This window comes from Dyadobacter ginsengisoli DSM 21015, assembly GCF_059568735.1.
This window is the reverse complement of record NZ_JCANTY010000003.1, coordinates 476724-491768: the sequence shown is the minus strand read 5'-3', so window position 1 is coordinate 491768 and position 15045 is coordinate 476724. Positions and strand designations below refer to the sequence as shown.

The following is a 15045-nucleotide window of genomic DNA, read 5'->3' as shown; positions in this document are numbered from 1 at the left end:
ACAAATGCATCAGGTTGCCTCCATGGCTATGGGTTTCGCAAATGGTTCCATCTCTGTGAGCGGCTTCCCAAAAGCAATTTTAGGATAGGCATTGGCGTAGGAGTCTATCATCACCTGTAACAGCTTAGGTTGTGAATCGTCATTCATTATCCATTCCACCATCGCATCAACTTCTTCTTCTTCCTTAATGGTTCGGGCATTAATTCCGTATGCCTCAGCAACTTTCTCAAAATCAGGAGCTGAATATCCCCAAAAAGTCGATTGATATCGAGAATCAAAGTAACTATCTTGAAATTGCCGTATCATCCCCAGATTCTGGTTGTTCATCACAATCATTTTCAATGGGAGGTTGTTCCTCTGAACAGTCTGGAGCTCTTGTATATTGAGCTGGAAGCCTCCATCACCTGCTATTACGGCGACCGGGCCATTCAATGCAAAGCTGGCGCCTATTCCTGCTGGTAGCGAAAACCCCATGGCACCCATCCCGCCTGATGTTATGAATCTTTGGCCTTCCTGCAGTTCCAGCGATTGAGCAGCCCACATCTGATGATTTCCGACATCTGTGATCCAAGCACGTATTTGCGATGCTTTTTTGGAGATTTTGCGCATGAAAACGTTGGGGTTAATTCCTTTGATAGAGGCTAGTTCTTGAGTATCAGGCCATTTATCTTTTAGAGCTTGAATGTTATTCTTCCAGTCGGAAAAATCAACGCTGAAACCAGTTTTGGTGATGTAGGCGAGCAGGCCGGTGAGGAACGGCTGTAAATCGGCTTGCACAGCCTGACAGTTTTTTAGCCGATTATTGAGTTCACCAACCTCGCAATCGACATGAATTATTTTCTTTGATTGGAAGAAAGCAGTGTCGGCACCAGTCTGACGGATGTCGAGTCGACTACCCAGGACCAATATCAGATCGGAGTCACCAACTGCAAGATTTGACCATCGATTTCCATAAGCTCCCAGAAAGCCGATGTTATTCGAATTAGTTCTTGGTATAGCGTCAATACCTAATAGTGAGGTAATAGTCGGCAATTCAGTCCGTTTTATAAGATTTTCAAAAATTTCCTGGCTTCCGGATACACGAATGCCTCCACCTGCCAGCACAATCGGCTTCTTTGAATTTCTTATTGAATTGAGGATATCTTCAAATATTTCCTCAGAAGGGAAGGAGACGTTGTTTTTTTGAAGATATTCAATACTCGTAGTCTCGATTTCAGCTCGTTGGATATTCATTGGAATATCTACGAGTACCGGCCCTGGGCGCCCACTAATAGCAAGCATAAATGCATCTTCCAAGACAGATTCTATCTGATTGGGATCAGTAATTTTATACACTGCTTTGGTAATGGGCGCAGCCATAGACGCAATGTCAGTTTCTTGAAATCCTAATTGCCGAATCTTTAGATCCCCTTTCTGTTCATGCAGATTGACCTGACCTGTAATAAAAATTGCGGGTGATGAATCGAAGTAACAACTTCCTATGCCGGTGAGTAGGTTTGTAGCCCCCGGACCGGAAGTAGCGAGCGCTATCCCAGGACGCCCCGTCGCCCTACCAAAAGCATCAGCAGCGAAAGAGGCTGATTGTTCATGATGCATGCTGACGATCTTGATATCCTGGTACTTAGCTATTGAATCCAGCATATGTGTAATCATTCCGCCAGCCATTTCGAAGACCACGCTGATTCCTTGGCGGTGGATAAACGCTGCTATATAGTCAGATACTTTCATATGCCCCGGTTGTGAGATTTATAGTAGTTAATGGTTTCATCGAGACAACTCGACAGATCCGAAATGAAATAAGTGCCGAAAGTTCGTTGAAATAACTCATTTGAGCCCTCTATATGCATTGACTGATTTTCCCTGTACGGCACAGCTCCAAAGTTTATGGCTGATTTCGAATCTATAATGTTATTTATCTCAAGTACTATCGATTTTAGGGATCGATTATAGCCTGAGCATACGTTATAAATCCCGGAGTGATCTTGGGTGTTGATGAGCACTTTTAAAATCATTGCCGCCAAATCCTTGACATAAAGATAATCGTATTGTTGCTCGCATGGTGTAAGCTGGCAAGGGGAATTATGGAGAAGGTTATCGATGATCATCGGGAGAAACCATTTTTTGTCCTCCTTCGGTCCAAAAACGGAATAAACCCGTAACCAATACCATGAAATGCCGTTTGCTTGACAGGCCATCTCAATTGCTTTTTGAGCAGCGACCTTGGTGATTGCGTAGGCGTTGTTGGGCTTTGGTATCATGCTCTCATCCGTTCGGCCTTCAATAGATCCATATTCTGCCTGAGAACCCAAGGCGATAAACTTAGTGAGGGGTAGCTTTTTACTTAAGGTGATGAGTTTGGCAAGAAGTTGGAAGTTTGAGAACTGAACCTCCCAGTTTTCTCGGTCTCTGGAGTTAATTCCCTCCCACGCAAAATGCATGATAATTTGGGGTTGGAATGACGTAAGGTCACTTTCCAACAAATCCTCAGTGATCCATGTAATCTGATCCTCAAATTCCGAACATCGCCATAGATCGGAAGTGCCGCGCCTCAGAGCAGCCAGAGAAAAGCCCTGAACTAATAGCATTTCTGCAATATGTGAACCAATAAAGCCTGTTGCTCCGGTCAGAAATACTCTAATACTCATTGGGAAAAATCTGTTATCTGCTTCTCTGTGAATTCCCTCATCGAACTGCCATTGCGAAAGCTCTTATACCATTCCATTGTTTTCTGGATTGCCAACGTTGCTTGATAGCGAGGCTTCCAATTCAACATGCTTGTCGCTTTACTGATATCTAACTTAAGCAATCCTGCCTCATGTGGTTGATTGGCACTGGTTAAGATATCGTAGCTGCCTGTCCCCCACACCTGAATAGCAATTTTAACCAGTTCTTCCACACCGAGATTATCTTCCGACAGTGGACCGAAATTCCAGCTATCTGAAAAGCCTACCGGATCATCTACCATTTTTGCGCCCAGATGTAAATATCCACCAATTGGCTCCAATACATGTTGCCATGGTCGAACAGCGTATGGATTGCGGATTACGATCGGTTTTTCACTACTCAGTGCGCGTATTACATCAGGAATAATTCGATCAGCAGCCCAGTCGCCACCGCCGATTACATTTCCGGCCCGGGCGCTGACCAACGATTTTTTATGTCGAGAATACTCTGAGGAGTTAAAGAAAGAACTACGATAAGAATTGATGATCAGCTCTGAGCAAGCTTTGCTGGCACTATACGGGTCGTAGCCGCCTAATCGATCATTCTCGCGATAAGGGTAATGCCACTCATTATTTTCGTAGACCTTGTCGGTTGTAATCAAAATAACGTTGCACGGTTTGTGAAGTAGCCGCACTGCGTCTAATACATGCGCTGTCCCCAGCGCATTTTCCGCAAAAGTCTGAGAAGGAATTTCGTATGAGAGTCGTACCAGGGGTTGAGCCGCAAGGTGAAATACAAAATCAGGTTCGAATGATACGATTTCTTGTATAAGCCGTTTTTGATCCAGGATGTTAGCTGTGATCGACTCACACATGGATGCCCCGCCTATTGTATCAAACAGATTAGTTTCGTTGGTAGGCGCGAGAGAATAACCTTTTACCTCTGCTCCGAGTAAGTAGAGCCAATTGAGTAACCAGGAACCTTTGAATCCAGTGTGTCCTGTTAGAAAAACTCGTTTGCCCTTATAGTAATGTGTTAAGTGTTTATAAGTCATTTTTAATTTACCAGTTTTTCCAGGGGGCCTCGCCCAAACTCCAGAGATTTTCCAATTCCTGTTTGTCTCTTAGCGTGTCCATGGGTTTCCAAAATCCATTATGCTTAAATGCGATCATCTGTCCGTCTTCGGCGATACTTTCAAGAGGTTCTTTTTCGAATACAGTTTTGTCGTCCGTGATATAATTAATGACAGAAGGGTCGCAAACGAAAAATCCACCATTAATCCACGCCCCATCGCCCTTAGGCTTTTCGAGAAAGGATATTACCTCATTATTATCAGAAATATTTAAGGCGCCAAATCTTCCCGACGGCTGTACGGCAGTGACTGTCAATAATTTCCGGTGCGATTTATGATAGTGTACAAGTTCTGCAATATTGACATCAGCTACACCATCTCCATAAGTAAGCAAAAATGGCTTATCGTCAAGATACTGCCGCACTCTTTTGACCCTGCCGCCGGTCATGGTTTCGAAGCCCGTATCTACCAGCGTAACTTTCCAAGGCTCTGCAAATGATGTATGTATCTCCATTCTGTTCTCGCTCATATCAAAGGTTACATCTGATTGATGGAGGAAATAGTTCGCGAAATACTCTTTGATCACATACCCCTTATAACCCAGGCAGATTACAAATTCAGTAAATCCATGTTGCGCATAAATTTTCATAATATGCCATAATATCGGATTCCCTCCGATTTCGACCATGGGCTTGGGCTTTATAATGGTTTCTTCTGAGAGACGCGTTCCAAGGCCACCGGCAAGTAGTACAACTTTCATTTAGCAAAAATTTGTAGTGTGATTGTTTGGATAATCTTACTATTCCACTACACGCATTTAGATGTGAGGAAATAAATTCAAGTTACAGTAATTTAAGGTGGTACTTTTCCTTGAAAAAGACAATGTAAAGTAGAGTGATGAACCCTCCCAAAATGCCAAAAATAAAGCCGATGATCATCCTTTTAGGGCTGCTTTTTCCAAGTGGAACCCTCACAGGCTCCAAGATCTTAAACACCGGTTTTTCTTCTTTGACTTTCACCCGGGCCTGTTCCAATCGGGTGACCAGATCGGAATAGATGGTTTGTGCCAGCGTAAAATCAGATTGAAGCCGTTGCTCTTCGATCCTCGCTACATTCAAAAACGTATTTCTGTTGCGGTCCCGGTAGCTCTGAAGCGCATACTCTGCATTTTGCTGCCGGCTCTTGGCCTCCCGTACCCGTTCTTCAAGAAATGAAACCTGCTCTTGGGTTTTGGAGGTTCGATATTCCTCCACATAGTTAACTAAATAGTCTTTGCCGAGTTCCACCAAAATCGCAGCAACCACAGGGTCTTTCATTTCACACCCCAGTGTAATGATACCATTTTTGTTGTCAACGGTTGTTTGAATAAGGCCTTTTGCCCCACTGATTAGACCCATTTGATCTTGCGATAACACCAAAATGTCTTTGGACAGCTTACCCGGTTTTCCACTTTTGACTGGTTCTTTTTTTCCAGAAGAGAACATCCCAAATAGCCTTGCCATTAAGCCGGGTTGATTTACTGAGGCTAGATATGCTCTGAGCGTCTTGTAATCCCGTCCGGATTCATCCGTAATAGGTTGTTCGAGTATATACTGTCCGAATGGCGTGCTGCTAAGAATATTGGGATAAAGTTCAGGGACCAGTTTTTCCGCCCCATTCCGTTCCATCCCCATGGCCATACTGAAGAAAGAGTTATTTTTTGACATGTTGTATTCGGGCAGCAATACGGTTTGGGCGGTATACTGCCGGGTGAGCAGGAAGCTGAAACAAACACCTAGAATAGCAAAGACAATCGGCGCTATGATTAGTAGGAGAAGGTATTTTTTTAAGAAAAGAACCAAGTCGCCCAAACTTAGCTCAAGTGCGTTGCCATCGGATATTTTTTGGCTTTCAAGCATAGTTTAAAAAAGTCTTATGAGAGCAATCGCAAGTGTGGAAAATAATGATATCAAGGCAAATTTTTCGCCTCGAGAAAGAGGCTGCTGATTGTTTTCCTGCTTCAAGGGTATGGTAACAATGGATCCAGGCTCAACTTTTGGAAAGGACTTGAAAAAAAGGAAGCTCTTCGCTCTATGTGTTCTTCCGTTAGGGTAGGACACGTAAGCTCTTTTTTTCAGGCTATTCTCGGTATATCCGCCAGCTTGGGAAATGTAATCGCCATAGTCAAATCTCGGGTCGTAGTTCATGACCGATGGGTTATGAACGCCCCCCTGAATGCGCACTGTTTCTGATTTTCTGGGAATAATTAGGGTGTCTCCGTGTAACAGTAACAGATTGGAAGTTTGCGATGGCTTATCGACAATTGCCGCGAGATCGACAGCAATCAGTTCGCTATCGCGATAGAAACGAGCCCCTGCAAGGTAAGCTTCGGGCTTAAGTCCCCCTACTTTCTCAAAAACATCGGAGATCCGTTCAAAATTATTGATAATGGTGTAGCTGCCGGGATATCTGACTTCCCCCAGAATCGTCACTGCTTTTTGCGGTTCGTAACGGGGAGATTTTCTCACGATAACGATGTCCTGTGGCTGCAACTTAAATTTCTGATCGTCAGGGTTTAGAACCAGATTATCTGCCACATCAATGGTGAAAATCCGTACATTTTGTGAGTTCGGAAGATCAATGGTGTCGTTTTTCACACGGCGTGAAACCTCGATGCGGTAGGGGATCCCACCTTCTGTATATCCACCTGCCTGGAAAATCAGATCGGCAATGGTGATATCTTTGTAATAGTAGTAGTTCCCTGGGTTGATGACGGAACCGGAGATTGTAAGAAATGTAAACTCTTTGAGATCTTCCACTGATTTGATCGTAAGAATATCCCCCGCAATTAACGGAATATCTTCGATCTCGTGATTGACCAGCTTTCTAAGATCGATAGCGACAATACCTGTTTGGATATCACCACTGGAACGCTCCAGAATAGCTCTGTTTAGGAAGGCACGTGGACTTAGCCCTTGCGCGGTCTGAATGAGTTTGAGGACCGTATTGCATTTTTCCTCCAATGCATAGGCACCAGGCAACGTCACAGCGCCCCTTATTTCGATTTGGTTACTGACAATGTCCAGTATGCGCCGGACGTTGAAGATGTCTCCATTCCTTGGAGTAAATGATTCAACCTGAGCAGAATCCAGGCTTCCGATGATATAGTTTGTCCCTGTATTGCGCTGATAGGTAATGGTCTTTGTATAAGCCTCCGGAGTGAACCCGCCGGCATAACGGATAATGCTGCCCAAACCTTCTCCTGATTTTGCTTCAAAAATGCCAGGTCTTTTTACCTGCCCATTTAATTCGATGCGACTTTCAAATGGTCTGATAAGAATGATGTCCTGATCCTGAAGGGCAATGTTATCCTTCAAGTCAGCGTCGACAAGGAACCGGTACAAATCTATTTTTCTGATAATCTTATTATTCCGGATCACCTCGATGTTCCTGTAAGAACCATTTAAGCTGGGGCCGCCTGACACTGAAAGCGCATTAAATGCGGTAGCCAGAGACGAAACCGTATAAGTACCTGGGCGAGCCGCTTCTCCGGTGATCATCACCCTGATACTTCGGACATTCCCAAGCGTAATGGAGGAATAGGTGCCCGAACCAGGGCGATTCAGATTTGAATAGGCTTGCCGAAGCCTGCTATTAATGCGCTCGCTCGCTTGTTCGATAGTCAGGCCATTTACATAAACCGGGGCAAGGTTGAGCATTTTTACCGTACCTTCGGGACTGATCTTCATTTTGAAGTTATCTACGGCATTACCATAGATGTCTACAACAATCTCATCCTCAGGGCCGAGTATGTAATTTCTGGGGGTCGCAATTCTTAGATTGGGTTCAAAAGTAGAAGACGAAGTCGCGAAGAAAGCAGATCCGAACGTTCTGGTAAGCCGTTCACTTCGCGCCCTACGGTTATTTGTAGAATCCTTTTCGTTATTGGATTCGTCTTCGAGCTGGTCCTGGTCCTGATCTCTCGTCTCATCTATCTTGTCGCGATTAGGATCGTTAACCTGCCGTTGGTCTGGCCTTTGTTGTAGCAGTCGCTTACGCATGGCCGAGATCTGATCCAGCGTGTAGCCTCTTTGGAGCGCAGCTCTTTCGATATCCATATCAGACATACCGCTGGATTTCGCCTGATTATAAAATTCCACCGCTTGTTGATTTGTGATCTGGGATGGATCTACCTTAGGCTGGCCAGGGTCGGTGGTTTGAGTAGGTAACTGAGGCGCAGAATTTTGGCCAAATACCTGAATATTGGCAAAAACGATAAATACAAGAAAAATACGCTTGATGTATTTTTTTACGGAGAATAGATAATGCATGCAGTGTATTTAATTGTACCAAACCGCTGGATACTTCCGGCGGTCTGGAGTTCTGGACAAAATTGATGCCGAGGGTAAAACTACGAAATCTTATTATAATTCAATGGCGACTGGGTCGATGAATCACTTTATGGATGTTTTTCACACAGTTGCGATCGCCAGTTCTTTCAATTGTGCGTCGGAAATAACCGACGGTGAATCGATCATCACATCCCGTCCCGAGTTGTTCTTAGGGAATGCGATAAAGTCCCGGATCGAGTCCACACCGCCAAAAATAGAACAAAGACGGTCAAAACCAAATGCGATGCCGGCGTGTGGAGGTGCGCCAAACTCGAAAGCATTCATCAGGAAGCCAAATTGCTCCTGTGCCTCTTCCGCTGAAAATCCAAGGATCTCGAACATCTTTCTCTGAAGTTCTTTCTCGAAGATCCGGACCGAGCCGCCGCCTACTTCAACGCCATTGATCACCATATCATATGCATTAGCCCTTACCAGCCCCAGATTTTTATCCAACAGCTCGATGTCTTCCGGTTTAGGACTGGTAAACGGATGGTGCATCGCAAACCAACGATTGTCCTCTTCGCCGAATTCAAGTAACGGGAAGTCGATCACCCAAAGGGCACGATATTCATCAGGATTACGCAAACCAAGACGTGAACCCATTTCGAGACGCAGCTCATTGAGTTGCTTACGGGTTTTGTCTCCTTGTCCTGAAAGGATCAACAAAAGATCACCAGGCTTAGCGTCAAACGCTGCTACCCATTTTTTTAGGTCCTCTTCGGTATAGAATTTGTCTACGGACGATTTGATAGATCCATCGGTATTGTAACGGACGTATACCAGGCCTTTGGCCCCGATCTGTGGACGTTTGATCCAGTCCGTCAGTTCATCCACTTGTTTCCGGGTATAGCCAGCGCATCCTGGTGCACATATTCCTACTACAAGTCCGGCATCATCGAAAACCCCAAATCCTTTTCCGGAAGTCAGATCCTGGTCATCGCCTTTCAACTCGGTAAATTTCATGTCGAAGCGGATGTCTGGTTTGTCTGAACCATACAAGCGCATCGCATCTGCGTAAGTCATACGGGGCACTTCGGGCAGATCGATGCTTTTAACTTTGCTGAAAAGTTCGCGGATCATACCTTCGAAAGTGTTGAGCACATCTTCCTGGGTTACAAATGACATTTCGCAGTCGATCTGAGTAAACTCTGGCTGGCGGTCGGCTCGCAGGTCCTCGTCTCGGAAACACTTCACAATCTGATAGTAGCGGTCAAATCCGGCGACCATCAGTAACTGTTTGAACGTTTGCGGTGATTGTGGCAACGCATAAAACTCGCCCGGGTTCATCCGGCTTGGTACGACAAAGTCACGTGCTCCTTCCGGCGTGGATTTGATCAAAACAGGAGTTTCCACTTCTATGAAGTTCAGCTGGTCGAGATAGGCGCGGGTGTAACGCGCAACCTGATGCCGTAGCTGAAGGTTCTTGCGTACTACATTTCTGCGAAGGTCGAGATACCGGTATTTCATCCGGATGTCGTCACCACCGTCGGTTTCGTCTTCAATGAGGAACGGAGGTAATTTGGCCGGGTTCAGGATCGAGAGTTCTGTCACTCTGATTTCAATGGAACCGGTAGCTATTTTATCATTTTTCGAAAGGCGCTCGATAACGGCACCTTTCGCGGAAATTACGAACTCACGACCCAAAGAACGTGCAGTTTCCAACACAGCTGCGGACGTTTTACCTTCTTCGAAAAGGAGCTGAGTAATGCCATAACGGTCACGCAGGTCAAGCCAGATCATGCCTCCTTTGTCACGGACGCGCTGAACCCAACCGCATAATACAACGTCTTGATTTACATGTTCTAAGCTTAATTCCCCACAGGTATGTGTACGTAACATATAACTTTTTTAATACTGATATAATGAAAGTCGCTGATAATAAATGCCGCAAAAGTACGTATTTTTAGCAAATCTAACATGAAGTGTTTTTTATGAAAATATATGGCAGGCTGGGCGGACAAGTCTCGCTGATTCTTTCTTCACTTGTTTTTTGCATTACCTGTTCATGTGATCCGGATCCCGAACCGGGGAATGGGAATTCAGATCAGTTTGAAACAATACCCGAAAGCTTTCCTGTAACTCCCGGGATTATCGACGAGGCATCGGGGCTGGCAGCCAGTGGTACGATGAATGGTTACCTGTGGACAAACCAGGATTCCGGTCAGCCCAATGCGTTATATCTGGTCGGCAGAGATGGGAAGACTATACGACAATACAATGTGCCGGGCAGCACCAATCACGACTGGGAAGAGGTTGCGGTTGGGCCGGGACCTGATAATGGCGTGTCATACGTTTACATAGGAGATATAGGTAATAACAATGCGCCCGCCACCCCAACCAACACGATTTACCGTATTCCGGAGATCACCGGTACAGGAATGGCTTTCAATCAGTCCTCATTGCAAAAAATTACGTTCAGCTACCCCGATGGCCCGAGAGATGCCGAAGCGTTGGTGGTCGATCCGCTTACGAAGGACATCTTTGTGATTTCGAAGGAGGGGTCCAACACGGGAATTTACCGATTGCCATACCCGCAATCGGTCGCTGAGACAATTGTTGCTGAGAAAGTGGGTAATGTTCCGGGAGTTACCTTGGCTACTGCCGGCAGTATTTCCAAAGACGGTGGCGAAATCGTGATCCGAACGTATCTGGCAGTATATTATTGGAAAAGGGCAAGCGGGCAGACGGTCGGGCAAACCCTGACGAGGTCATCAGATAAACTACTGACGGTAGCGCTTGAACCACAGGGAGAGAGCATCTGTTTTGACAATGAAGGCACCGGCTTTTATACATTAAGCGAAAAAGGCAACGCATCCAGCGTCACGCTCAATTATTATAAGAGAAAATAATCGCAAACTATGATCAGAAATCTATTTCGCGCCGCATTGATCGTGCTGGCTCAGCATGTTTATGCGCAAAATGCATCGGATGAGTCTTACGTCCGTGAAAATTATTCCAAAGCGGAATACGATATCCCGGTAAGGGATGGTGTGAAATTGCATACAATCATTTACTCGCCAAAGGACGCTTCCGGGGAAAAAAAGTATCCCTTCCTGATGCAACGGACCTGTTATAGTGTCGTCCCGTACGGTCAGGATGCTTATCCGCCCCGACTGGGACCGAGCCCTGCATTGATGCGAGACAAGTTTATTTTCGTTTACCAGGATGTACGCGGGCGGTATATGAGCGAGGGAACGTGGACGAACATGACCCCGCACATCGATCAGAAAAAAGGTAAAAACGACGTCGATGAGGCGTCAGATACCTATGATACGATTGAATGGCTACTGAAAAATATTCCCAATAACAATGGCCGGGTGGGGCAGTGGGGGATATCCTATCCTGGTTTTTACACGACTGCAAGCGCGTTGGCAGCGCACCCCGCTTTAAAGGCATCATCGCCACAGGCACCGATCGCGGATTTCTTTTTCGACGATTTTCACCACAACGGAGCATTTACTCAAGGCTACTACCTGACATTCCCCGTTTTTGGAATTAAACCTCCCAAACCCACGACTTCCTCCTGGTTCACCGGAGAAATGATCAGCCCGAAACCAGATGGTTATACATTTAACCTGGAAATGGGCTCGTTGAAAAATTTTGATAAATACTATTCGCAGAATTTTTACTGGCAGGAAACGGTCGACCATCCCAATAAAGATGAATTCTGGAAAAAGCGCGACATCCTTCCGCATTTGAAAGGCGTCAAACATGCGTTCATGACGGTCGGCGGTTGGTTTGACGCGGAAGATTTATATGGCCCTTTGAATACCTACAAGACGCTTGAAAAAAATAACCCGTCCATGTACAACACGCTGGTCGTAGGGCCTTTCGGGCATGGTCGCTGGAGCCGGGAGACCGGGCGTACTTTGCACAACGATATCTATTTTGGCGATAGTATTGCGACGTTCTACCAAAACAATATCGAAGCGAAATTTTTCAAGCACTTCCTGAAAGAAGCCGGGGATGGAAAAACCGGTTTGCCGGAGGCGTATTTATTTGATACGGGTAAAAAAGAATGGAAAACATTTGATAGATGGCCTGTTGCCAATGCGGAGAAACGCAAGTTGTTTTTCCATTCCAAAGGCAAGCTGGATTTTGAAACGCCCAAAGAAAGCAAATCCGTAACCGAATACGAGAGTGATCCTTTGAAGCCGGTGCCTTATACAGCGAATTATAAGCAAATGTCCGGATTCACGCCTTTTGAATATATGTCGGAAGACCAGCGCTTTGCCGCGACTCGCCCTGACGTGCTGGTTTTTGAAACCGATGTACTGGATGCAGACATTACGCTGGGAGGTGAAATTACTGCACTGTTGAAATTCAGCACGACCGGAACCGACGCGGATTTCTTCGTCAAGCTGATCGACGTGTATCCTGATGACGAAAAGAACCACGCCTACATGCCCGACCCGAAAGTGGTGCTGGCAGGTTACCAGCAGATGGTCCGTAGTGAAGTGATGCGAGCCCGTTTCCGCAACAGCTTTGAAAAACCGGAGCCAGTAGTTGCAGGGAAGTTGACAGATCTGAAATTCCGTTTACAGGATGTGTTGCACACGTTCAAAAAAGGCCACCGCATGATGGTGCAGGTACAAAGCACGGCATTCCCGCTGTTTGACAGAAACCCTCAAAAATATGTGGAGAACATTTACAAGGCCCAGGACTCAGATTTTACAACGGCCAAACACACGATTTATCACCAGGCCGATGCTGCGAGCTCACTGGAAATAGAGGTTATCAAGTAGCGATAGCCGATTTAGTATGTATTCAAAAATTATTCTAATGACTTTAGTGACAGCCCCGGCATTGCCAAACTCAGGAGATGCACAGACTTTGAAATATCCCAATACCCTAAAACAGGAGCATTACGACGAGTATCACGGTGTAAAGGTAGCCGACCCTTACCGCTGGCTGGAAGATGACCGGTCGGAAGAAACGGCAGCATGGGTGAAAGCGCAGAACGAGGTGACATTCGGCTATTTGAATGCGATACCTTTTAAAGAAAAGATATTCCTCGACCTGGAAAAGGCATACAACTATCCTAAGTATTCGGCACCGAGGAAAAAAGGGGATTACTTCTACTTCTATAAAAATGACGGCCTTCAGAACCAGGCGGTTTTATATCGGCAGAAGGGCTTGGAAGGAACACCCGAAGTGGTGTTGGACCCTAATAAACTGTCGCCTGATGGAACCACCAGGCTCACCGTATTCAGCCTTTCCAAAGATGGCGCCCATGCAGTACTGGGCTTCTCGAAGGGAGGGTCGGATTGGCAGGAATACCAGGTCATGGATATGCATACGCTTGCGATGTTGCCGGACAGGGTGGAGTGGGTAAAGGTATCGGGTGCTGCCTGGCAAGGCGATGGTTTCTATTACAGCCGATATCCCAAGCCGGATGGCAGCGCATTGGCTGCGAAAAACGAAAATCATCAGGTCTATTTTCATAAAATAGGAAGCTCGCAGGACGAGGACAAGTTGATCTTTGAAGATCCCGCCAATCCGCAGAGATTTCATACACTGGGAACAACCGAGGATGAGGAATGGGCTGTTTTGAATGTAAGTGACCGCGGAAAAGGGAAAGACGGCAATGGGGTATGGGTAATGAAAAAGGGGGAAAAGCGCTTTGTCCCGATTCAGGAGGAGATTACGGATTTTCGCTTCGGGGTGATCGAAAATATCGGAGATAGCTTTCTGATCGAGACCAACGAGCACGCGCCGAATGGAAAGATAATGCACTTCGAGCCAGCAACAAATTCCTGGAAAACCATACTACCAGAGCGGGAAGAGCCTCTCGAAGGGGCCGGATTTGCCGGAGGGAAATTGTTTGCATCTTATCTTAAGGACGTCACCACGCGAACGTACGTATACAACCAAAGCGGGCAGCTTGAAAAGGAGATCGAAATGCCCGGCCTGGGCTCTGCCACCGGATTTAGCGGCGAAGCGGAGGACGCTTTTGTCTTTTACACATTTACTTCCTTTAATTACCCGGCTACGATTTTCCGCTACGACATTGCCAACGGGGGAAGTACGGTTTTTCGTGAACCTGAGGTTGCATTCAAACCGTCCGATTACGAAACCAAACAGGTCTTTTATCCCAGCAAGGACGGCACGCGGATTCCCGCATTCATCACGTTCAAAAAGGGCCTGAAACTGGATGGTACCAATCCAACGATCCTATATGGTTATGGTGGTTTTAACGTAAGTCTCCCGCCTGCGTTTAGCCCTACCCGTATCCCGTTTTTTGATCAGGGCGGTGTATTTGTTCAGGCCAACCTACGCGGTGGCAGTGAGTATGGTGAAAAATGGCACGAGCAGGGGATGAAGCTTAAAAAGCAAAATGTGTTTGATGACTTCATCGCAGCGGCAGAGTTTCTAATCCGTGAAAAATACACTTCGCCTGAGCATCTGGCGATTCAGGGCGGGTCGAATGGCGGATTGCTCGTAGGGGCAGTCATGAACCAGCGACCTGAGCTTTTCAAAGTCGCATTACCGGCCGTGGGCGTGATGGATATGCTTCGTTTTCACAAGTTTACCATCGGCTGGAACTGGATCGCCGACTACGGAAGCAGCGACAATGCCGACGAATTCAATTTTTTATACGGCTATTCTCCGCTTCATAATATCAGGAAAGGAGGCGCCTATCCGGCTACCATGATCACAACTGCGGATCATGATGACCGGGTTGTACCGGCACATTCGTTCAAATATGCGGCTGAACTGCAGGAAAAGGCAGGTGGTTCATCAACCAACCCGTTATTGATCCGGATCGACACCAATTCAGGGCATGGCGCAAGCAATACCAAAAAGGCGCTCGAAACCCAGGCTGATATTTACGCTTTCCTTTTTTACAACATGGGGCTCACTTGGAAGTGATTGAATAGCAGTAGGTACCTACTCTATTAAGCTGCGGTAAATTTTGTAACCAGTGCGTGATTTTAT

General features: G+C 46.1%; 10 protein-coding genes. 3 read left to right on the top strand and 7 right to left on the bottom strand.

Features of this window, described 5'->3' with window-relative positions; all coding sequences use genetic code 11:
* Nucleotides 1-9 precede the first annotated feature (9 nt).
* The 7 genes from BP71_RS12775 to aspS all read right to left on the bottom strand — a co-directional run bounded on the left by BP71_RS12775 (nt 10) and on the right by aspS (nt 9945).
* Complete coding sequence (locus tag BP71_RS12775; protein WP_496379726.1) at nt 10-1728, bottom strand: thiamine pyrophosphate-binding protein; 1719 nt, start codon at nt 1726-1728, stop codon at nt 10-12.
* Nucleotides 1725-2645, bottom strand: coding sequence for an NAD-dependent epimerase/dehydratase family protein (locus BP71_RS12770; protein WP_496379725.1), 921 nt, complete (start codon nt 2643-2645; stop codon nt 1725-1727). Before BP71_RS12770 ends, BP71_RS12775 begins: the two co-directional genes overlap by 4 nt.
* A complete protein-coding gene (rfbG, locus tag BP71_RS12765) occupies nt 2642-3718 on the bottom strand; it encodes a CDP-glucose 4,6-dehydratase (protein ID WP_496379724.1) in 1077 nt (358 codons plus the stop codon). The genes BP71_RS12770 and rfbG overlap by 4 nt, the downstream gene beginning before the upstream one ends.
* Before the next feature lie 7 nt (nt 3719-3725).
* Complete coding sequence (rfbF, locus tag BP71_RS12760) at nt 3726-4496, bottom strand: glucose-1-phosphate cytidylyltransferase (RefSeq protein ID WP_496379722.1); 771 nt, start codon at nt 4494-4496, stop codon at nt 3726-3728.
* Between the two features lie 82 nt (nt 4497-4578).
* Nucleotides 4579-5634: a Wzz/FepE/Etk N-terminal domain-containing protein gene (locus BP71_RS12755; protein WP_496379721.1), complete on the bottom strand. Its 1056-nt coding sequence runs from the start codon at nt 5632-5634 to the stop codon at nt 4579-4581.
* Nucleotides 5635-5637: 3 nt separating this feature from the next.
* Nucleotides 5638-8046, bottom strand: coding sequence for an SLBB domain-containing protein (locus BP71_RS12750; protein WP_496379720.1), 2409 nt, complete (start codon nt 8044-8046; stop codon nt 5638-5640).
* Nucleotides 8047-8187: 141 nt separating this feature from the next.
* Complete coding sequence (gene aspS, locus BP71_RS12745) at nt 8188-9945, bottom strand: aspartate--tRNA ligase (protein ID WP_496379718.1); 1758 nt, start codon at nt 9943-9945, stop codon at nt 8188-8190.
* Nucleotides 9946-10037: 92 nt separating this feature from the next.
* On the opposite strand from aspS, the gene BP71_RS12740 reads away from it, so the two are divergent.
* From BP71_RS12740 to BP71_RS12730, 3 genes are read left to right on the top strand one after another with little or no spacing between them, the layout of a single operon-like run.
* Nucleotides 10038-10955 (top strand): PE-PGRS family protein, encoded by a 918-nt coding sequence (locus BP71_RS12740; protein ID WP_496379716.1) that lies wholly within the window; start codon nt 10038-10040, stop codon nt 10953-10955.
* 9 nt (nt 10956-10964) lie between these two features.
* Nucleotides 10965-12851 (top strand): CocE/NonD family hydrolase, encoded by a 1887-nt coding sequence (locus BP71_RS12735; RefSeq protein ID WP_496379715.1) that lies wholly within the window; start codon nt 10965-10967, stop codon nt 12849-12851.
* A 37-nt stretch (nt 12852-12888) separates the two neighbouring features.
* Entirely contained in the window at nt 12889-14979 is a 2091-nt protein-coding gene (locus tag BP71_RS12730) for a prolyl oligopeptidase family serine peptidase (RefSeq protein WP_496379713.1), read from the top strand.
* The last annotated feature ends 66 nt before the right edge of the window (nt 14980-15045 follow it).

Bases quoted from the DNA above. Each gene is read 5' to 3' on its own strand.
- rfbG (WP_496379724.1), bottom strand. From the start codon at position 3,718: ATGACTTATAAACACTTAACACATTACTATAAGGGCAAACGAGTTTTT.
- BP71_RS12755 (WP_496379721.1), bottom strand. From the start codon at position 5,634: ATGCTTGAAAGCCAAAAAATATCCGATGGCAACGCACTTGAGCTAAGT.
- rfbF (WP_496379722.1), bottom strand. From the start codon at position 4,496: ATGAAAGTTGTACTACTTGCCGGTGGCCTTGGAACGCGTCTCTCAGAA.
- BP71_RS12750 (WP_496379720.1), bottom strand. From the start codon at position 8,046: ATGCATTATCTATTCTCCGTAAAAAAATACATCAAGCGTATTTTTCTT.
- BP71_RS12775 (WP_496379726.1), bottom strand. From the start codon at position 1,728: ATGAAAGTATCTGACTATATAGCAGCGTTTATCCACCGCCAAGGAATC.
- BP71_RS12770 (WP_496379725.1), bottom strand. From the start codon at position 2,645: ATGAGTATTAGAGTATTTCTGACCGGAGCAACAGGCTTTATTGGTTCA.
- BP71_RS12730 (WP_496379713.1), top strand. From the start codon at position 12,889: ATGACTTTAGTGACAGCCCCGGCATTGCCAAACTCAGGAGATGCACAG.
- BP71_RS12740 (WP_496379716.1), top strand. From the start codon at position 10,038: ATGAAAATATATGGCAGGCTGGGCGGACAAGTCTCGCTGATTCTTTCT.
- BP71_RS12735 (WP_496379715.1), top strand. From the start codon at position 10,965: ATGATCAGAAATCTATTTCGCGCCGCATTGATCGTGCTGGCTCAGCAT.
- aspS (WP_496379718.1), bottom strand. From the start codon at position 9,945: ATGTTACGTACACATACCTGTGGGGAATTAAGCTTAGAACATGTAAAT.